This is a genomic window from Ruegeria sp. CK1, assembly GCF_056536545.1.
In genome coordinates this window covers 314,971-334,907 of sequence record NZ_JBQFPX010000001.1, presented here as the reverse complement: position 1 = coordinate 334,907, position 19,937 = coordinate 314,971, and the positions used below count along the sequence as shown (strand labels likewise).

General features: G+C 56.6%; 17 protein-coding genes. 7 read left to right on the top strand and 10 right to left on the bottom strand.

From position 1 onward, the window contains the following. Positions 1 to 8: 8 nt before the first annotated feature. Positions 9 to 896, bottom strand: a complete 888-nt coding sequence (locus ACR0L3_RS01670; RefSeq protein WP_480743129.1) for a Hint domain-containing protein — start codon at positions 894 to 896, stop codon at positions 9 to 11. Between the two features lie 356 nt (positions 897 to 1,252). On the opposite strand from ACR0L3_RS01670, the gene ACR0L3_RS01665 reads away from it, so the two are divergent. From ACR0L3_RS01665 to ACR0L3_RS01635, 7 genes are all read left to right on the top strand, one after another. Next, a complete protein-coding gene (locus ACR0L3_RS01665; protein WP_480743128.1) occupies positions 1,253 to 1,858 on the top strand; it encodes a methyltransferase family protein in 606 nt (201 codons plus the stop codon). 149 nt (positions 1,859 to 2,007) lie between these two features. Next, positions 2,008 to 2,994 carry a cobaltochelatase subunit CobS gene (gene cobS / locus ACR0L3_RS01660; protein WP_480743126.1) on the top strand — a complete coding sequence of 329 codons (987 nt, stop codon included), beginning with the start codon at positions 2,008 to 2,010 and terminating at the stop codon, positions 2,992 to 2,994. 15 nt (positions 2,995 to 3,009) lie between these two features. Beyond that, the gene (locus ACR0L3_RS01655; RefSeq protein ID WP_480743125.1) at positions 3,010 to 3,711 is read left to right on the top strand and encodes an aspartate/glutamate racemase family protein; all 702 of its coding nucleotides are present in this window, start codon (positions 3,010 to 3,012) and stop codon (positions 3,709 to 3,711) included. 211 nt (positions 3,712 to 3,922) lie between these two features. Then, positions 3,923 to 4,327 carry a hypothetical protein gene (locus ACR0L3_RS01650; protein ID WP_480743123.1) on the top strand — a complete coding sequence of 135 codons (405 nt, stop codon included), beginning with the start codon at positions 3,923 to 3,925 and terminating at the stop codon, positions 4,325 to 4,327. Positions 4,328 to 4,426: 99 nt separating this feature from the next. Next, positions 4,427 to 6,304 (top strand): cobaltochelatase subunit CobT, encoded by a 1,878-nt coding sequence (gene cobT / locus ACR0L3_RS01645; RefSeq protein WP_480743121.1) that lies wholly within the window; start codon positions 4,427 to 4,429, stop codon positions 6,302 to 6,304. A 73-nt stretch (positions 6,305 to 6,377) separates the two neighbouring features. Further along, the gene (locus ACR0L3_RS01640) at positions 6,378 to 8,159 is read left to right on the top strand and encodes an aminopeptidase P family protein (protein ID WP_480743120.1); all 1,782 of its coding nucleotides are present in this window, start codon (positions 6,378 to 6,380) and stop codon (positions 8,157 to 8,159) included. A gap of 59 nt (positions 8,160 to 8,218) precedes the next feature. After that, entirely contained in the window at positions 8,219 to 8,560 is a 342-nt protein-coding gene (locus ACR0L3_RS01635; protein ID WP_480743118.1) for a DUF427 domain-containing protein, read from the top strand. Positions 8,561 to 8,656: 96 nt separating this feature from the next. Here ACR0L3_RS01635 and ACR0L3_RS01630 read toward each other — a convergent pair whose 3' ends face one another. From ACR0L3_RS01630 to ACR0L3_RS01590, 9 genes are all read right to left on the bottom strand, one after another. Beyond that, positions 8,657 to 10,342, bottom strand: coding sequence for a chloride channel protein (locus ACR0L3_RS01630; RefSeq protein ID WP_480743116.1), 1,686 nt, complete (start codon positions 10,340 to 10,342; stop codon positions 8,657 to 8,659). Positions 10,343 to 10,442: 100 nt separating this feature from the next. After that, on the bottom strand, positions 10,443 to 12,092 hold the full coding sequence (gene recN, locus ACR0L3_RS01625) for a DNA repair protein RecN (protein WP_480743115.1): 1,650 nt from the start codon (positions 12,090 to 12,092) through the stop codon (positions 10,443 to 10,445). Positions 12,093 to 12,127: 35 nt separating this feature from the next. Next, a complete protein-coding gene (locus ACR0L3_RS01620) occupies positions 12,128 to 12,970 on the bottom strand; it encodes an outer membrane protein assembly factor BamD (RefSeq protein WP_480743114.1) in 843 nt (280 codons plus the stop codon). Positions 12,971 to 13,097: 127 nt separating this feature from the next. Continuing rightward, positions 13,098 to 14,018: a UDP-3-O-acyl-N-acetylglucosamine deacetylase gene (lpxC, locus tag ACR0L3_RS01615; RefSeq protein WP_480743112.1), complete on the bottom strand. Its 921-nt coding sequence runs from the start codon at positions 14,016 to 14,018 to the stop codon at positions 13,098 to 13,100. Between the two features lie 213 nt (positions 14,019 to 14,231). Continuing rightward, on the bottom strand, positions 14,232 to 15,851 hold the full coding sequence (gene ftsZ, locus ACR0L3_RS01610; RefSeq protein WP_480743110.1) for a cell division protein FtsZ: 1,620 nt from the start codon (positions 15,849 to 15,851) through the stop codon (positions 14,232 to 14,234). A gap of 346 nt (positions 15,852 to 16,197) precedes the next feature. Then, positions 16,198 to 16,614 carry a hypothetical protein gene (locus tag ACR0L3_RS01605; protein ID WP_480743108.1) on the bottom strand — a complete coding sequence of 139 codons (417 nt, stop codon included), beginning with the start codon at positions 16,612 to 16,614 and terminating at the stop codon, positions 16,198 to 16,200. Beyond that, on the bottom strand, positions 16,601 to 17,935 hold the full coding sequence (gene ftsA / locus ACR0L3_RS01600) for a cell division protein FtsA (protein WP_480744643.1): 1,335 nt from the start codon (positions 17,933 to 17,935) through the stop codon (positions 16,601 to 16,603). Before ftsA ends, ACR0L3_RS01605 begins: the two co-directional genes overlap by 14 nt. 8 nt (positions 17,936 to 17,943) lie before the next feature. Further along, positions 17,944 to 18,945 (bottom strand): cell division protein FtsQ/DivIB, encoded by a 1,002-nt coding sequence (locus ACR0L3_RS01595; protein ID WP_480743106.1) that lies wholly within the window; start codon positions 18,943 to 18,945, stop codon positions 17,944 to 17,946. Beyond that, positions 18,933 to 19,850 carry a D-alanine--D-alanine ligase gene (locus ACR0L3_RS01590; RefSeq protein WP_480743104.1) on the bottom strand — a complete coding sequence of 306 codons (918 nt, stop codon included), beginning with the start codon at positions 19,848 to 19,850 and terminating at the stop codon, positions 18,933 to 18,935. The genes ACR0L3_RS01595 and ACR0L3_RS01590 overlap by 13 nt, the downstream gene beginning before the upstream one ends. Between the last annotated feature and the right edge of the window lie 87 nt (positions 19,851 to 19,937).

Sequence of the window (19,937 nt, the reverse complement as noted above, 5' to 3'; positions counted from 1 at the left end):
CGTCCGCACTAATGCGAAAACATGCCCCGTAGCGCTTGTGCTTCGGGGCGGTTCAGGCAGCGCAATCTGGTTTTCCCTGCAGCCGCGCTTTCGGTCAGTTCAGGGAAAAGCGCGCAGAGTTCTTCCACGTCTTCCCGGCCAAAAGAGTTTAATACTCTGTCCCCAAGATAAAGACTTTCGCTGCGCAACCCATGAGACGTCAGAATGGAGTGTCGCTCACACGCGATGTGATAATACGTCACGGAGTCATCTGGCTGCATCTGACGGATCGTATCATCGTTGACGAGATGGATCGCGGCAGCGAACACCATCTGCTCTCCAAAAAGTAGCTCTGCCCGCCATCCTTCGATGACGATCCGATGCTGCGGCGACACGCACAGGTTGCTGTCTGGAAAACCATTGCCAAACGCGTTGCGCTTGATCAGGACAGGCCGAAACTTTGGCTGGAAGCGCAATGTCTGCGCGCTGAGTGTTCGTTTTCCGATCCAAACAATAGGCAGAGTTTCGCCGTTGGACACGAGAACCCGGTCGCCAACGACCAAGTCTTCGACAGGTCGTGGGCCTGTTTCAGTTTCGATAAGCGTACCAGCTACAAAACACGGTGGATTATCCGGGTTAAGGTCGCCCTCGGTAATCTTCCAATTGCCTGTAGACATCGGGCCAGTTGGGTTGTTGGTGTCCCAAGCGTACACTTGTCCATTGACCCGAATGAACTCACCCGACTCGCCCGTGCCATTCCTGTTACCTTGGCCAAGGTATTCGTAGGACTGAAACGTTAGACCTCCGTCAAACGAGATCATTAGCCCGTCAATAATTGCAGGCTCAGTCGTGTTTTGAACGACCAAGTCACCCGGGCCGGTAACGTTTACGGTGTGGAGTAAAACATCAAACGCCATCGATTACGCCCTGTGCAACAACTGCATATATAGGCAGCGCACCACGTTGCGGGCATGGGATAAACATGTTGTTGAAGCTGGCTTTGCTTTTCACTTAACTCTCATGCACCGAAACTGTCACACCGAAACCATCGCTGCATCCTACAAAAGAGCAGATTAACCCAAAATTAACCCCACATTTTTCGAGCTTGAAAACTCCCAAAGTGCTGTTCGCGCCACTATTGAATTTGAATGCGCAATCCAGGCGCTTTCGTTGGCGGTTTTCAAAAACCGTTACAATCAGCGTTTACGGCGAAACACATGGGCCGAGACATCGCCCCATGTCAGAAGGTAACCTGTCCTGAATGGAACCCGATGTGGAACATGTCATATACCTACTGCATGCGGTTGCTTTATTGTCAGCGATTGGCACAGCTCTGCTGCTTAGCGCCTATCTCGCACTAAACCTACGTCTGCCACGGCTCGGCCTGTGGCCCAGCGCCAACGGTTGGCGTCACCACACGGCTTTTGGCCTGTTCCGTTTGTTTTGTGGTGCCACGGTGATTTTTGCCTTGTCAGAGGTCTGGGTGAACGGCTGGGGTCACTGGGTACGGTATCTGATCGGTGTACCTGTGATGTTGCTGTCGTTTGGGATCACGCTTTGGGGCTATCGATTTCTTGGCCTCGACAACACCTATTGCGAAAGCGATGGGCTGGTGACCAGCGGGATGTACGCCTACTCGCGCAATCCACAATATGTCACCTCTGTGCTGGCAACGGTAGGATTGGGTATTGCCAGCGGGTCCTGGGTGACGCTGGGCTTGGCAGCCGCGCTGTTCGTGATCTATTTCTTGTTTGTTCTGAACGAAGAACGTTGGCTGCTGCAAGGCTATGGCCGCGCGTTTCAAGACTACATGAAATCCACCCCGCGTTTCGTGGATGAACGCAGCCTGATCCGGGTGCGTGACGCCATTCTGGATTGATCCCAACTGCGCACTGATAAGGCCAGTTTCAAAGAAAGGTTTGCCGACCTCCTGGCGCGCGCTGCTTTCCCTTGCCCTTGTCCGCAATATGTTGCACCACACACAGGTTGAGACCCGGTAGTGCGGGCCAAAAGATAAGGACAAGGCAAATGGCTGACGGATCGATTGATATCAACGCAAAACCAACCGAAGAAATCTCGGTCCGGGACGTGTTCGGCATTGATACCGACATGGCTGTCAAAGGCTTTGCTGACCGCAGCGACCGGGTTCCATCCATCGACCCGACCTATAAGTTCGATCCTGAAACCACCTTGGCCATTCTGGCGGGCTTTGCCCACAACCGCCGGGTGATGATTCAGGGTTATCACGGCACAGGTAAATCAACGCATATCGAGCAAGTTGCGGCCCGGCTGAACTGGCCTGCCGTGCGTGTGAACCTGGATAGCCATATCAGCCGGATCGACCTGATTGGTAAGGATGCGATCAAACTGCGCGACGGCAAACAGGTCACAGAGTTCCACGAAGGCATCCTGCCCTGGGCCCTGCGCAACCCCGTCGCCATCGTGTTCGATGAATACGACGCAGGCCGCGCGGACGTAATGTTCGTGATCCAGCGCGTGTTGGAGCATGACGGCAAGCTGACCCTGTTGGACCAGAACGAGATCATCACGCCGAACCCGAATTTCCGCCTGTTTGCCACTGCAAACACTGTTGGTTTGGGTGATACCACTGGCCTGTATCACGGCACTCAGCAGATCAACCAAGCGCAGATGGACCGTTGGTCGCTTGTCTCGACGTTGAACTACCTCAGCCATGATGCCGAGACGATGATTGTCCTGTCGAAAGCACCGCACTACAACACCGAGAAAGGCCGCAAGACCGTCAGCCAGATGGTCACCGTAGCCGACTTGACGCGGACTGCCTTCATGAACGGTGATCTCTCCACGGTGATGAGCCCGCGGACCGTGATCAACTGGGCCCAAAACGCCGAGATCTTCCGCAACGTAGGCTACGCTTTCCGCCTATCCTTCTTGAACAAATGTGACGAGCTAGAACGCCAGACAGTCGCCGAGTTCTATCAGCGTTGTTTTGACGAGGAACTGCCGGAAAGTGCCGCAAGCGCAAGCTTGGGATAGTGTAGAGGTCCAATCATGCATATCGGTCTGATTGGCGGGATCGGCGTTGCAGCGACGGTTGTTTACTATCAGCGTCTCAGCGCAGCGATGGCCGCGCGTGGCAAACGATTGGAACTGACGATTGTGCACGCTGATGTGCAGGAATTGATCCGCAACAACCTTGCCGATGAACGGGACGCGCAGGCGGAGGTTTACGCCCGTTTGATTGATCGCCTCAAAGCGGCAGGGGCAGATTGTGCGGCCATAACATCGCTCGGTGGTCATTACTGTTACGATGAGACCGTGGCGATCTCATCCTTGCCTTTAGTGTCGGCGGTCAAGCCACTGGACGCGTACTTTGCGCAACAAGGTTTTGGGACCGTTGGGCTGCTGGGGACACGCGTCGTGATGCGAACCAAGCTTTTTGGACAGCTTGTGCGCACACAAGCCGTAGCCTTGGAAGATGAGATCGATACTTTGGGGCAAGTCTACCAGGACATGGCAGTTGCCGGAGTCTGCGCAGACCAGCAACGCGCCCTGTTTTTGGATGCGGGGCAGCGCATGGTTGCGCAACACGGTGCCGACGCAGTGGTCCTAGCTGGAACTGACCTGAACCTAGCCTTTGACGGGCAGGACCTAGGCTACACCGTCGTCGATGCACTTGACGTGCATGTCGAAGTGCTGGCGCAGATTGCCAGCGATGAACACCCTCTGGATGCGTCCAACGCTGATTTTTGAGCGGCCGATCTAAACATATAATACCTTGGCGTTCCTCAATAGCGCTCGCAGTATTAGTGCGCGCCGGAAACAGAAAGCGTCTCCTACTCTTTTGTCTACATGTTGTGTGTTCTAGGTAACCCCCTTGCCAATGTTGTATTAGCGCCACAGATCACATCAACACATGTATATGCATTCTTTATACTTTGCATATCTATGATATATTCAATTCATGTTTTATTTTCGAAAGTTGTTATTCGTCCCCATCTTCGCGCTGTTTCTTGGCTCGTCCGTGCATGCTTTGCCCGTTGCCTCTTCAGACCGTGCCGAGTTGTTTGCCATCTGTTCAGGACGCTTTGAGGCGCTGGCAGTTCGACAAAGGGCCCGTCTGCACGAAGAGGCCCAGTCAGTTGTGGATCTTCAACAAGAATTCGACGTTCTACTTGAAACGATCATGCCGTGGGCACTGTCCGAAGGCGTCGAAGAACATCAACCCAAGCGATGGCGTGTGCGGGGCTGGGTAGAGGTCGCCTATCTACTCGCCGATATGGACTACAGCTTTGACGCCCGGATCGCGGCGGGCGCCAAGCAGCAACTGGCCCTTCGGATTTCCGAATGCCGCGAGGTTCTTCTGTAAGCCCATCTCTGGTTTCATGCGAAAACAGGGTTGGACCTATGGTCAAGACCCCGGAATGGTTCTAGGTTGCCGAGACAGAACAAGACCGGACTGCCACCGATGAGCAAACCCAACGACAACCCCGCCGATCCGTTCAAGAAGGCTCTGGCCGAGGCCACGAAGGTCATGGCTGATGATCCTGAACTGAACGTCACCTACACGGTCGACCCGTCGGGCATGTCGGGCGAGTCGATGCGCCTGCCCCAGGTCAGCCGCCGGATGACGCGCGAAGAGGTATTGCTGGCGCGCGGCACGGCAGATGCTTTGGCGTTACAGCGCAAGTATCACGATGACGCGACTCATGCCCGTTATGCCCCTCCGGGAGATATGGCGCGTGATTTGTATGAAGCGATGGAGACCGCCCGGTGCGAAGCGATGGGCGCGCGGGATATGCCCGGCACGGCATCGAATATCGACGTCAAGATTGGGCACGAAGCGCTGCGGCGTGGTTACGATCAGTGCAAACAACCCGCTGACGCACCTTTAGCAGTTGCCGCGGGTTACCTGATCCGCCATCTGGCAACTGGACGCGATCTACCGCCTGCAGCTGAGAACATCATGAATCTGTGGCGCGGATTCATTGAGGAACAAGCTGGCGGCACGCTCGAGAACCTCGACGAAATTCTGTCGGATCAAGCCGAATTTGCGAAATTTGCACGCCAGATGATCAAGGACCTGGGCTATGGCGACCAGCTAGGCGAAGACCCTGATGAGCTGGACGATGAACAGGAAGATCAGGCAGAAGAGGACGCAGAGGAACAGCCCGATCCCGATAGCACGGGTGAGGACGATCAGGACGAACAGGACGCCGACGCGACACCCGAGCAGACACAGGAAGAGCAGCAGGACCAGTCACAGGCCCAAGTCTCGATGGACGAGATGGCCGAAGATGAGATGGGCGACGAGACGGAAATGCCCGAAGGGGAAGCTCCGCTAGAACCCCCTGCCCCGCAGCCGACGTCTGAAGCTGATCCGGACTACAAGGTTTATCTAGACACCTATGACGAAGAAATCGCCGCCGAGGATCTGGCCGAACCTGCCGAATTGGAGCGTCTGCGCGCCTATCTCGATCAGCAGCTGGAGCCTCTGAAAGGTGCGGTTAGCAGACTGGCCAACAAATTGCAGAGACGTCTGCAAGCCCAGCAAAACCGCAGCTGGGAATTCGACCGCGAAGAAGGCATTCTAGACGCGGGTCGACTGGCGCGTGTAGTGGCAAACCCAACCACGCCGCTAAGCTTTAAAGTCGAGAAGGATACCGAATTCCGTGATACGGTCGTGACTCTATTGCTGGACAACTCGGGTTCGATGCGGGGACGTCCGATTTCCATTGCAGCCATCTGCGCGGATGTTTTGGCGCGGACGCTGGAACGCTGCAATGTGAAGGTCGAGATTCTGGGCTTTACCACGCGCGCGTGGAAAGGTGGGCAGGCGCGTGAGGCGTGGCTGAACGATGGTCGCCCGCAGCAGCCCGGCCGTCTGAACGACCTACGCCACATCATCTACAAGGGCGCCGATGCACCGTGGCGCCGTGCGCGACCCAATCTGGGTCTGATGATGAAAGAGGGCCTGTTGAAAGAAAACATCGACGGTGAGGCGCTGGAATGGGCACACCGCAGGATGCTGGCGCGGCGTGAGCAGCGTAAAATTCTGATGGTGATCTCGGATGGTGCTCCGGTCGATGATTCAACGCTCAGCGTGAACCCTGCGAACTATTTGGAAAAACACCTGCGCGACGTGATTGCCATGGTGGAAAAACGTAAGATGGTTGAGTTGCTGGCTATTGGTATCGGCCATGACGTAACCAGATATTATGATCGCGCGGTAACTATCACCGATGTTGAGCAACTCGCAGGCGCGATGACCGAACAACTTGCCGCGTTGTTCGATAGCGATCCGCGTGCACGAGCGCGGATAATGGGGATGAAAAGGGCCAGCTAACGCTGGTCTTGCCTCAGGCCAGAGTAATTTCCAGAAATTGAAGGCGTAGGACCCTGATTGGGAGAGGTAAGTGATGTTTCAGTCTTTCGCGGTAACTGCACGCCCGGAACAGGGGCCACCAAGGCTGACTGCCTTGCGCAGTGAAATTGCGAGCGAGGGGTTGGATGGTTTCCTTATCCCACGCGCAGATGCACACCAGGGTGAGTACGTGGCACCGCGGGATGAGCGGTTGGCCTGGTTGACAGGGTTTACCGGCTCGGCGGGCTTTTGCGCTGTTCTGGCAGATGCCGTCGGGGTGTTCGTCGATGGTCGTTACCGGACGCAGGTCAAGGCACAGGTCGCTTCCGAATTTGCGCCGGTACCGTGGCCCGAGGTCAGCCTCAGTGCATGGCTGAAGGAACAGTTGCCAAATGGCGGCAAGGTCGGATTCGATCCTTGGCTGCACTCTGCAGGCCAAATCGCCAGTGCACAAAAGGAATTGGCAGGCAGCGGTGTTGAATTGGTTCGCGTGGACAATTTGGTGGATCGGATATGGCAGGATCAACCTGCGCCGCCGGCGAACCCAGTCAAGAGGCATCCGATTGAGTTTGCCGGAGAGGCGGCAGACAGCAAGATTGCACGTCTCGCCAAAAACTTGCAAGACGCTGGCTGCACAGCAGCAGTGATCACCCTGCCAGACTCGATCATGTGGCTGCTGAACATCCGAGGCTCGGACATCGGGTACAACCCTGTGGCACATGGCTTTGCCATCCTGCGTGCCGATGGTCAGGTCGATCTTTTCATGGCTAAGGAAAAGCTGACGGTAGCTTTGGGGGATAACGTTTCTGTTTACCCACCAGAAAGATTTCTGGACGCGGTATCAGAAATTGAAGGGAAAGTGCAGGTTGATCTGGGATCACTACCGCAGGCCGCAGCGGATGTGTTGGGTGACCGAATGGTTGATGGTGGGGACCCTTGCGCACTGCCCAAGGCTTGCAAAAACCAGGCAGAAATCGCAGGCAGCGCCGATGCCCATTTGCGTGACGCCGTGGCCGTTGTTGAAACGCTCTGCTGGTTGGACGCACAGACCCCCGGCACCTTGACCGAGATTGACGTGGTCACTCAACTTGAAGAAAATCGCCGCAAAGACAACGCACTGCAAGATATATCATTCGACACCATCGCGGGTACCGGCCCGAACGGTGCAATCATGCATTACCGCGTGACGGAAGAGACCGAGAGCACCTTGGAAAATGGGCACATTCTTGTCCTGGACAGCGGTGGGCAATACCTGGACGGCACGACTGATATCACCCGCACCATTGCCATCGGTGACGTTGGTGAAGAAGAAAAAATGTGCTTTACCCGCGTGCTGAAAGGCATGATCAACCTGTCTATGTTGCGCTGGCCCGTGGGATTGGCCGGACGCGATATCGAAGGCATTGCGCGGGCTCCGCTGTGGGCTGCAGGGCAAGACTTCAACCACGGTGTTGGGCACGGCGTTGGTGCATATCTCAGCGTCCACGAAGGGCCTCAGCGTTTGTCCAAAGCAAGCCATGTTCCATTGCAGCCGGGCATGATCCTTTCCAACGAACCGGGCTATTACCGCGAAGGCGCCTTTGGTATCCGCATTGAGAACCTCGTGGTCGTGCAAGACGCTCCCGCCCTGCCCGGTGGTGACGACGAACGCGCAATGCTGAACTGGCGGACACTAACCTACGTACCTATTGATCGGCGGTTAATCGTTCTCGAGATGCTGACTGCAGATGAACGCAATTGGTTGAACACGTACCACCGCGACGTTGCGGAAAAGATCAGGCCGAGGCTGGGCGATGACGCTCAACTGTGGTTGGATGCCGCAACCGCGCCAATCTGACACTGGACTGTTACATATACCGGGCAGAGGAGAGGCCCGAAGACAACGAGGGAAGAGAAATGGTTGAAATCACGATCCGCAAAGCTCCGGGCAAATGGAGCGTCCGTTCCGGTGGAGCCATTCTGGGTGAAAGTACAAACGCCTTGGAATTGTCAGAGGGGGATTTGTCTCCGGTGATCTACTTTCCTCGCACAGACATCGCGATGGCATTTCTGGACACAACCGACAAGGTTACGCATTGCCCGCATAAAGGGAACGCCACACATTTCTCGATCGTCAATAAGTCCTCTGTGACCGAAAACGCCGCGTGGAGCTATGAAAGTCCGGACGCAGAGCTGGCGGAGATAGAGGGCTACGTTGCCTTCTATCCGGTGGAGTCTGTGAAAGTTGAGCAAATATAAGCTCTGCTTCGTCTGGATTGAATTGGGCGCGACGGTAGATTGGCCTACACTCTTATCTTTGGCAAAAAGCGTTTCGTAGGGCTGGTGGTGTGAAAACTACGAGTGCTCTTCAGCCGCCGTTGCTGCCAGCGCGCGGTTGTAAGCCTTTAGTGCATCGATGTGAAACAAGGCACCAACCGGAGCTTCTGTGCCGTCGCTTTCCCTCACCACGACCGGAATGCAAGATATCTCATCATGTTCGAAATAGGGCATCGCGGCTTCCAGTGTAGCATTGGCCTGCACGCACAGCCCTTGCTCGATCATCTCCTGCGCCTGTTCCTTGGTGATCGAACGCGCATCACCAATTGGGCGCATCACCGCTCCGGCCCGCAGCATCGCCAGTAGATAAGCCTGCGGGCCAGCTGCAAGATGTACGTTGCGACGTTCCAACTGGGTCAGGAAGAACGACCGATCCACAAGGCGCGACGCTAACGCGGTAGACATAGAAACCGAGGCCATTACGGCTATCCCGATCTGCCAGTCTCCAGTCAGTTCGAAAACAATCATAGTGGTCGAGATGGGTGCTCCCAGCACAGCAGCGGCCACAGCCCCCATCCCTGCAAAGGCATATAGAGTATGGGTTCCGGATACATCCGGAAGTAGCCCCGTGGCGATCAAGCCGAAGGCTAACCCTGTGAGCGCTCCGATCATCAGCGAGGGGGAGAACACCCCACCGCCCATACGCCCTCCCATGGTAACGGCCAAGGCAACCGTCTTGATTACAGCAAACAGGATCGCGACGGTCAGGGTCAGATCCCCGGCTAAGGCGCGGATCGTTGTCTCATACCCGACACCGATGATGTGCGGGAACCATATTGCCATCAAACCTAACAGCGCCCCGGACACGGCTGGCCGTAGCCAACGCGGAAGGGAAAGGCGGCTTTGGATGTGGTTGCCGATATCCTCGGCGAAAAAGATCGAGCGCATTAGCAGCAGGGATACCAGTCCGCAGATCAGTCCAAGGATCAAAAACGCGGGCAGTTCTACATAGAATTGCAAAGAACCTGGGGTTTCCAGAACAAACTCTGTCACGTCACCGTATTCTAGGCGGTTAATCACAGTACCGGCGACAGAAGCGATAACGATGGGCGCGAAGGCGTGGACTGCAAAGTGACGCAACACGACCTCAAGCGCGAATAAAGCGCCCGCGATGGGCGAGTTGAAGCTGGCCGACACTGCCGCGGCCACGGCGCATCCCAGCAAATCGCGCCCCGTTATTCCATCGGCATGGATACGATTGCTAACCCAGGTCGAGATCACCCCGGCCATGTGCACTACAGGCCCTTCTCGTCCGGTTGAGCCACCGGTACTAAGTGTAATCAGCGAGGCAAAGAAGGACGCAACCCCCGCTTTGCCTTCGACCCGGCCATCTGTTAGCGCAGAGCCTTCGATCACGTCAGCGACCGAGCGTACCCGCCCATCGTCGGTAAACTTGTGCAGAATTATCCCTACGATCAGGCCACCAATGATCGGTGTGATCAGGATCAGAAACCAAGGAAGTTTCTCGGCGTGTGAATGCAGCAGCAGGATGTCGTCCGTATCGTAGACATAGGCCTGTAGCGCGCGGATCGCTTTACGGAACCCCAGCGCCATGAAACCTGCCGCAATCCCGATGGCCAGCGCGATGAACCAGAATTGGATCTGGCTGGGCCCGCGCCTCAACATCACCCGCCAGGCATCCTTCATCGCGGCCAAAGCCTGATTAAGCTGGTTGCGCAAAACGGTGCGTGTCGATTGGGTCATTGGCCCTCGGGGATCATGTATTCCCCCTTAGTAAGCCACGGAGCCCTCTGATAAAAGTGGGATCGCGACGGTTTGAAAACCGGAAAGCGGCAGAATGGCGTTAAGCGTCCAACAAAGCACGAGCGGCGGCACGGGCCTCGTCAGTGATAGTATCGCCTGCGACCATGCGGGCGATTTCGTCTACCCGATCAGGATCAGCCAAATGAATAACAGTCGACAACGTCTGCCCGTCGCTCACCTGTTTCTGCACCCGCCAGTGATGCGCCGCACGGGCTGCCACTTGCGGTGAGTGCGTGACCACCAGAACTTGCCCGCCTTGAGCCAGAGATGCCAGACGACGACCCACCGCGTCAGCAGTTGCGCCCCCTACGCCCCGGTCAATTTCGTCAAAGATCATGGTTCGGTCGCTATCATCGCCGGTCAGGCAAACCTTGAGCGCAAGAAGAAAACGGCTGAGTTCACCGCCTGAAGCAATTTTGTTCAGCGGCCCGGACGGAGCACCTGGGTTAGTGGCAACCGTGAAGGCCACGGCGTCTGTGCCCTCTGGGCCGGGGTCAGCGTCGGTGATTTCGGTCTGAAAAACCGCGCGCTCCATTTTCAACGGTGCGAGTTCGGCCATTACCGCCGCGTCTAGCCGTCCAACAGCTTGCTGGCGTGCGGCTCTAAGCGCTTCGGCTGCTTGGTCATATTCGGCTTGCGCAGCCTCGACCGCCGCACGTTGATCCGCCAGATCAGCGTCCCCTGCATCAAGCCGGTTCAGTCGGTCACGCAACGTTTCGGCAAACGCCCCAAGATCGTCTGGCGCTATGTCGTGCTTTCTTGCCAGAGCACGAATGGCAAACAGGCGTTCCTCTGCTGCCTCCAGCTCAGCCGGATTAAAGTCCAACGCCTGAAGGCAGGCGTTGACGCCATCCTGTGCCTCGCCCAACTCAATCAGTGCACGGCCAAGCGCCGCGATGGGCTCCTCAAGCTGCCCACCTGCATTTTCGGACACGCCCTCCAACCAGCGGACAGCGTCAGACATGGCCCCTTCGGCCCCCTCCCCGCCAAGCAACTCAAATGCGCGGGCTACATCGTCGCGGATACGCTCAGCCCCCTGCATCATCCGACGGCGGGCGTCCAAATCCACATCTTCACCTGGCAGCGGGTTCAACTTGTCTAGTTCGGCTACCGCGTGGCGCAGGAACTCTTCCTCGGCACGCATTGCCGCAAGCGTTGCCTCGATCTCATTAAAGGCCTTGCGAGCACGAGACATCTCAGCCCACGCGGAACGAACGGCAGTAACGAGGTCTGCCGCTCCGGCAAAATCGTCCAACATTGCTCGATGTCCGCGTGGGTTCAACAGCCCACGGTCATCGTGTTGACCATGTAATTCTATTAGCGTCTCAGACAACGCGCGCAGGACCTCACCAGAACAGCGGCGATCGTTGACCCATGCTGTTTTCCGCCCCTCGGTGGTGTTGACGCGGCGAAGGATTAGTTCTTCTCCACCGGGCAACCCGGCTTCGGCCAGTACTGCGTGGGCAGGGTGATCCGGTCCCAATTCGAACTCGGCCACAACTTCCCCCTGCGCAGCGCCCTGACGTACGAGTTCAGCCCTTCCGCGCCAGCCCATTACGAAACCCAGCGAATCCAGAAGTATGGACTTGCCCGCGCCGGTTTCCCCGGTCAACGCATTCAGGCCAGGCTGGAACGTCAGTTCCAACCTGTCAATGATCAGCATGTCGCGGATATCAAGGGCGCGCAGCATCGGGTCTTAGCGTCCCACGCCTTTAACCATAGCGATTACAACCACTCACCTTTGATCGTCTGACGATAAATCTGGCTCAGCCAGTTGTTGCCACGACTCTTCAAGTCCAACCCACGAGAGGTCAGCAGCTTGTAACCCGCATCGTACCACTCGGACGATTGGTAATTGTAGCCAAGAATAGCACCTGCCGACTGCGCCTCATCCACAAGCCCCAGCGACAGATAAGCCTCAATCAAACGATAAAGCGCTTCAGCAGTGTGAGTAGTGGTCTGGAAATCCTCAACCACGACTCGGAAACGGTTGATAGCCGCAGTGTAGTGATCCTGTCGAAGGTAATAGCGGCCGATTTCCATCTCTTTGCCAGCAAGGTGATCAAAGGCCAGATCGAATTTGAGGACCGCCGAGGTAGCATACTCGCTATCGGGATACACCTCGATCACTGTGCGCAGCGATTGCAGCGCCTGAAAGGTTAGGCCCTGATCGCGCCCAACCTCATCAATCTGATCATAGTAGCTAAGCGCCAACAGATATTGTGCATAGGCCGCATCTTCATCCGCTGGGTAGAAATCTATATAGCGCTGCGCGGCAGCCCGGCTTTCTTCGTAATTCTTGTCCGAGTGGTACGAGAACGCCTGCATTATCAGTGCGCGCTTCGCCCAGTCGGAATAAGGGTAAAGTCGCTCAACTTCCGAGAAGTACCACGCCGCATCATCCGAGCGATTTTGCGACAACTCATATTCGCCGCGCGTGAATATCTGTTCTGGGGTAAACCCTTCCAGGTTCTGATTGCGGTCTGCGCCAGAGTTGCCGCATGCCGTCAAAACTGCTGCCAGAAGAATCGCGCCTGCGAATCTGACTGCCGCTTTGGTGCCAACCATTCCGCCTATCCTTGTCGTATTGCTTAGTGGGGCAACCCCCGGATTGGCCTTTGGTCTAGCATATAAAATTCCGGGGCAAAACGCCTTAGTACATTCGCTGACGGAATTGTCGGCAGGCTTGATCCAATCAAGCAACTTCGGGGATTTCGTCCCAGACAAGACCCTGTCCCGGCAGGCGCGCTGCCATTTCCGGCGTGCAAAGCACCGGACGCACCGCGCCAGGTGTCTCGAACAACTTGCGCAGCAGAGTATTGGTCATAGCATGACCTGACTTGTCACCCGTGAAGTGGCCAAGAATCGGGCCCCCTGCCAAGTACAGGTCGCCAAGTGCATCCAGCATTTTATGGCGTACCGCTTCATCCGCATGGCGGAAGCCACCTGGGGTAAGCACTTCGTCACCCTGAACAACGACAGCGTTTTCCAGCGTGCCACCCAATGCTAAGCCGCTTTCGCGCATCGCTTCGACATCCGTGCGACGGCAGAAAGTGCGGCAATCGCTAAGCTCACGCGCAAACGAACCGTTGCGCATGTCCAGTGTTTTGGTCTGGCTACCGATCGCACCATCTTCGAAGTCAATGTGGAAATCGATGATTAAACCATCTGCCGGTACAATCGTCGCGCTTGCACCTTCGCGTGAGGCCGTGATGGGCTTGAGAACCTCAAACGCCAGCACCGGGCTGGCCTGACGACGCACACCCTTGGCCATAATTCCACGCACAAATTCAATCGAAGATCCGTCCATGATCGGAACTTCGGGGCCGTCGATCTCGATCAACGCATTGTGCACGCCACACCCAGCAAGGGCAGCCATGATATGCTCGACAGTCGATACCGATACATGCGCATCGTTCACCAGACGGGTACACAGCGGTGTGCGCTCGACCACATCATAGATCGCAGGAATCAACGCATTGCCCAGCTCAATATCCGTCCGCTTAAACCAGATGCCGTGACCGGCAGCCGCCGGTTTCAGCACCATGGTCGCAGGCTTACCGCTGTGCAGCCCAACGCCTTTAAACGTAACCGGAGATTTGAGCGTATGTTGCAAGGTGACCCTCGTTGAGTGGTGTCCGGCCTGTAAGGTCCGTGTTGGACACTCAGTTAAGGAAGCAAGCGTCAAGGCTCAACTCACTCTTTGCAACTGATTGAAACATGAATGTAACAGATCGGCAAAAGCCTGCTTAGAACGAGCTAATACAATGTATTAAAAAAGAAAAGGGCCACCATCTGGCGGCCCCGACTTTCGATTTTGTTACCAAGTTTAGTTGGCTTGACGCCGCAGGAAGGCGGGAATTTCAATCCGATCCTGCTCGGGGTCGGCCTCCTCATGGGCAGGTGCCGTAGCGTCAGCTTGGCGCATTGGAGGCTGTTGACGCACCGGTTGAGACGGCGTGTCTGCAGCGTGGCCAGTCATCCGATCGATCAGGCGGTTAAAGCCAAACCGAGGACGATCCTGCGCATCCTGCTGCGGTGCTGGGTCTTGTTGAGGAGCCTGGGCACGCGGTGCGGCATGTGCGCGTTCGGACGCAGGGATATTCTGCACAGCGGCCTGCAAACGCTGCAGCGCCTCGGGCGACGGCGTGCCAGCAGAGGCTTGTTGCGGCTGCGGCGCAACAAAGCTTTCCGGGGCAGGATCGACCGGTTCAGGCGTTGGCTCGAATTCCGCGACGCGTGGCTGATAGGCCGGTGGCGGCAGACCATCATCACTCTGTTCCACTTTTGGCTGGAACTGTGATGGCTCTTCGGTCGTCTCAAACAGTGAGGGTTCACGGTTTATCTCGGCTTGGGGTGCCGGTGCGACCTCTTCAGCCGCAACAGCGGGGGTCTCTTCCTGCTGCGGCTCTTCTGCGGTAACGGTGCGGGTGAGCGGGGCCGACATTGTGCGGCGTGCAACTGGCACATCCTCGGACTTTTCGCTGGCGTCGATGCCTGTGGCCACAACCGAAACACGCATTCCGCCTTCCATACCGGTGTCCAAGGTCGAACCGACGATGATGTTTGCTTCGGGGTCCACTTCTTCACGAATGCGATTGGCGGCTTCATCCAGTTCGAACAGAGTCAGGTCATGCGAACCAGTGATGTTGATCAGCACACCCTTCGCGCCTTTGAGGCTGATTTCGTCCAGCAGCGGGTTAGCAATGGCCTTCTCGGCAGCCTGAACTGCGCGATCTTCGCCCGTAGCCTCGCCGGTGCCCATCATTGCCTTGCCCATCTCGTCCATAACTGCACGGACATCGGCAAAGTCGAGGTTGATCAAGCCAGGACGGACCATCAGGTCAGTTACGCCTTTGACACCCTGATACAGAACGTCATCCGCCATCGAAAATGCCTCGGTAAACGTGGTCTTTTCGTTGGCCAGACGGAACAGATTTTGGTTCGGAATGATGATCAGTGTATCAACGACCTTTTGCAGCGCCTCGACACCGTCTTCGGCCTGACGCATCCGCTTTGCACCTTCGAATTGGAAGGGCTTGGTGACGACACCAACGGTCAGCACACCCAGTTCGCGGGCGGCCTGAGCAATGATCGGAGCCGCCCCGGTGCCGGTGCCACCGCCCATACCGGCGGTTATGAAACACATGTGAGCACCAGCAAGGTGGTCAACAATTTGTTCGATGCTTTCTTCGGCTGCCGCTGCGCCGACGGTTGGTCGGGCACCTGCCCCCAGACCTTCTGTCACTTTAACGCCAAGCTGCACCCGAGCCGAGGACTGGCTTTGCTGAAGCGCCTGCGCGTCCGTGTTGGCGACGACAAAATCCACGCCATCCAGCATTTTCTCAATCATGTTGTTGACAGCGTTACCGCCCGCACCGCCAACGCCAAATACTGTAATCCGAGGCTTCAGTTCGTCGTGCCCGGGCATCGAAAGATTCAATGTCATGCTCTGTCCGCCTGTTTTTTACCCGCCAAAGCGGTGTTTTTCTTACCTATCCGATTACAATCCTACCGGTCGAAAGCGCAAAGGTCACGCCAAAAATCGCCGAATCCCACAAAATATGGAGGAAATAAGGCATCGATCAGCGGTATTTCGCATTCTTTGCCAGATGTTGCGGAAAGAACTCAATCCACCACAAGACAGACAACACATGCGCCGCAGCCATCATGCTCGCCACTTTGGGTAAACCGGTCTGTTCTTACGCGGAAAACTGCTCGTGTCCTGCCGCGGGGCCTCTGACGTGCCTTGTGGATATCTTGCGGGAATTGGCCTTTGTCTGCAACCTGTTTCTTTAGCTTATTGGGGCACTTGGACAATTCAGCCCGTCTTCGGTAATGCTGCGCACTTCTTGAATTTCACTTCGGTTAAAATTGGCTAACCGAACCATAAGTCGACCTTCGTGCTGGAAGGTCCACCAACACACCGGCACGTCATCCGGATCATCATCATACAAAAAGCAGAGTTGTCCGTTGGGGGTAGTGATCTGCCCATAGACACAGCCCCGGCCTTCCATCCGCCAGACGGACAAATTGGGGCTCAAGAACTCCTCGGTCCCGACAAGAATGCCGCTGGGATAGTCATGAAACGTAACTGTCTTGCCCTGAACAGCAGCCAGAAAGGCTTCGGGCGTGATACGCGTTTGGGCGTGCACAGCAAGAGGAGTCGCGGCGATCAATACCGCGCCCCCAATCATCTTACCAATTGTCACGGAACCAACGCATTGCGCGTTTGAAAGGCCGTGCGGCATAGGTATCGACCGGGATTTCGAAATCCCACCACTCATCCTGCGGATGCGCCGCAAACAAGCTTAGCCCGACCGAAGAAGAGAAACTCGGCCCTGTCGCGGATTGCGGCAGGCCATGGACGCGCAACGGTCGACCCAGACGAACACGCTGACCTAGAATTCGCGTGGCAAGACCATCCAGCCCCATGATCTGACTGCCACCGCCGGTCAGCACAATTTGCTGGCTGGGCATATGTTCGAATCCGGCAGCGTCAAGACGAACGCGAACCTCTTCCAAAATCTCTTCGACACGAGGGCGCATGATTCCAATTAACTCAGCACGACTAACCGTGCGGCGGTCATGCTCCCAATCGCCAGTATCACCGCCAATGTCGATCAGGTCACGGTCATCGGCCCCTGTAGCGTGCACACCGCCGTTGAAGGTTTTGATCCGTTCAGCCACTGATGCTGGCACGCCCAGTCCCATCGAGATGTCGGCGGTCACGTGATCTCCGCCCATGCGAACACAATCGGCATAGATCATGTGCTTCTTCATGAAGATTGACACGCTGGTCGTGCCGCCGCCCATGTCGATACAGGCGGCGCCCAATTCCTGCTCATCCTCAACCAGAGCCGAAATGCCCGAAACGTAGGCCGAGTTCGCAATACCCGCCAATTCCAGATCGCAGCGCTTGATGCAGCGCACGATGTTCTGAATCGCCACCGCATCAACGGTCAGCATATGCATGTCCACGGCCAGGCTCTGCCCCATCTGCCCGCGTGGATCGATAAGGCCCGAGCGGTTATCCAAGGCAAAGTTCACCGGCTGAGCGTGCAACACTTCGCGTCCAACGCCATAGTCAGGCACATCACAGGCATTAAGGACGCGACCGACTTCGGCCTCTGTAACCTCCTGCCCATCGAGATCGACCTGCGCATCCAAACCGTAAGAGCGAGGGTTTGCCCCCGAAAAGCAGGCAATGACGTGGTCCACACGGATATCAGCCATCTTCTGTGCCGCTTGCAGAGCGGTGCGAATGGCACGTTCGGTTTCTTGCATGGCAGTGACTTCGCCAAACTGCACACCGCGTGACCGTGTTGTTGCCGCACCGATGACCCGAAACCCGGTTTGACCAGCCAGCGAGCCGATGCTGTTATCCTCGCTCAGCCGACCTGTTCCATCGAACCGCAGCACAAGGCAGGCAATTTTGGAACTGCCCACGTCTAAAATGGCCACAACACCACGTTGCATCGCCTGCCTGCGCATTTGCCGCATGGCCCGTTGGGACTGATAAAGATCGGTCATCATAATCGCTACTGCCCGCTGCCCACTGTCACTTTTGTATTCCACCAGTCTTCGCTGGCGGCTTTGGTCATTCTAATGGTTGGTCGCTGACCAAGGCGCATGTCCACCACCGCTACGTCGCGCTCCAAAAGATCCTGTACTTCGTTCACCGCCAACACCCGCTCCAACGCGCGAACCGGACGTTCAGTCGGCAGCATGATGCGTTGTCCGCGATCCAGAACCAAATCCCAGCGGCGTTCGCCAATGCGAACCAACCCGCGCACCCGTGAACCCAAACTGCGGGCGGTAGACAACAAAGCAATCGCTTCCGTCACGTGCGCATCCGCTCCTCTGCCCGCAATCAGAGGTAAGTTCGAATGATCCTTACGAGACGCAATCCGCTCAACATGTGCGCCAGTTTCGTCCAGCAACTCGATCCCGCGGCGGGTGCGCCAAACGACAACCGGCTGACGTTCGACCACATCCACTTGAAGAATGCCACCTGGGCGCACGCGCACAGTAGCGGATTTAACCGGGTTTAAGCTTGAGATCGTTTCGCGAATGTTTTCGACGTCCAGATCCCAGGAACTGATCGGGAAATCCAATGGCACTACTTCACGAATATCTTCGGACAGGTTGGTGCCCGCGCCGTCAATAGCCATAAGATTGACCATGAATTCCGGTCGCTGCTGGATCGAAGTCTTGATGTCTGCCACGTAAGCAACCACCGCCTCGCGCCGATCTTCTGATCCGAAATAGATGCCGGTCGCGGCAACGATAGCAAACACGGGCAACCCGATTCTCAGCCCGCGGCGCACACCCGGCGTTAGCATCCAACGCTGCATTCGGTAACTCAACCGCGAAGGCGCGGGGTCGAAACGCTGCGATTTGCGCCCGAACAGCTTAACCCCGCTCAGACGAAGCTTGGGTTCCGCGTCTGGCCGAGCACCCGACGCGAAATCAGCGTCCGGACCGGCAATTGGCTTAGACCGGTGTATCACCGGCGCGCGGGTGGCTCTTAGCGGTCGCATGAGGCGTCCTCCACCATCCACGCGCAGAGCTGACCGAAGCTCATACCACAGTGTTCGGCTTGTTCGGGCACCAGCGAAGTCGGGGTCATACCGGGCTGGGTGTTGGTTTCAAGCAGGAACAAGCCATCGGCACCCATGCCGTCATCCCAGCGAAAATCGGTGCGAGACACCCCTTTGCACCCCAGCGCATTATGGGCTGTTAGCGAATAGTCCATGCAGCGATCAAAGATATCTTGCGGGATATCGGCCGGTAACACATGCCAAGAGCCGCCGGGTTTGTACTTGGCGTCATAGTCGTACCAACCCCCATCTGTCATGATTTCTGTTACAGTCAGCGCACGATCGCCCACCACAGTCGTGGTCAACTCGCGACCTGCTACGTATTTTTCGACCATTACGTGTTCAGGCATGTCGTCAGACAATTGCGGAGGTCCGTTCGACCCTTCATGCACGATATAGATGCCGACGCTGGACCCTTCGTTGTTGGGCTTGGCCACGTAAGGGGGATCCATCACATGGACTTCAACGACCTCAATCTTTGGAACGATTACGCTGGGTACAACGGGCAGGCCTTCGGCCTGATAAACTTCTTTGCTGCGCTGCTTGTCCATCGCCAGCGCCGAGGCCAGCACTCCGGAATGCGTGTAGGGAATTCGCATCCATTCCAGCAGACCTTGCACACAGCCATCTTCGCCCCAGCGGCCATGCAAGGCGTTGAAAACTACGTCGGGATTAATGTCCAATAGGCGAGCATAGAGGTCGGGACCTGCGTCCAGCTCGACCACTTCAAAGCCTTCTCCCACAAGGGCGGCCGCGCATTCGCGCCCAGAGCTGAGAGACACCTCGCGTTCCGCCGAGGGGCCGCCCATCAATACCGCCACTTTGGGGTTTGTCCTGCTCGACATACCCAATGTGCGCCTCAATGTCCCCGGACCTTATGTGGTGGTCCGTACTGCGTTATGCCTTTGATCCGTCGCCTTAAATTGCCTGTT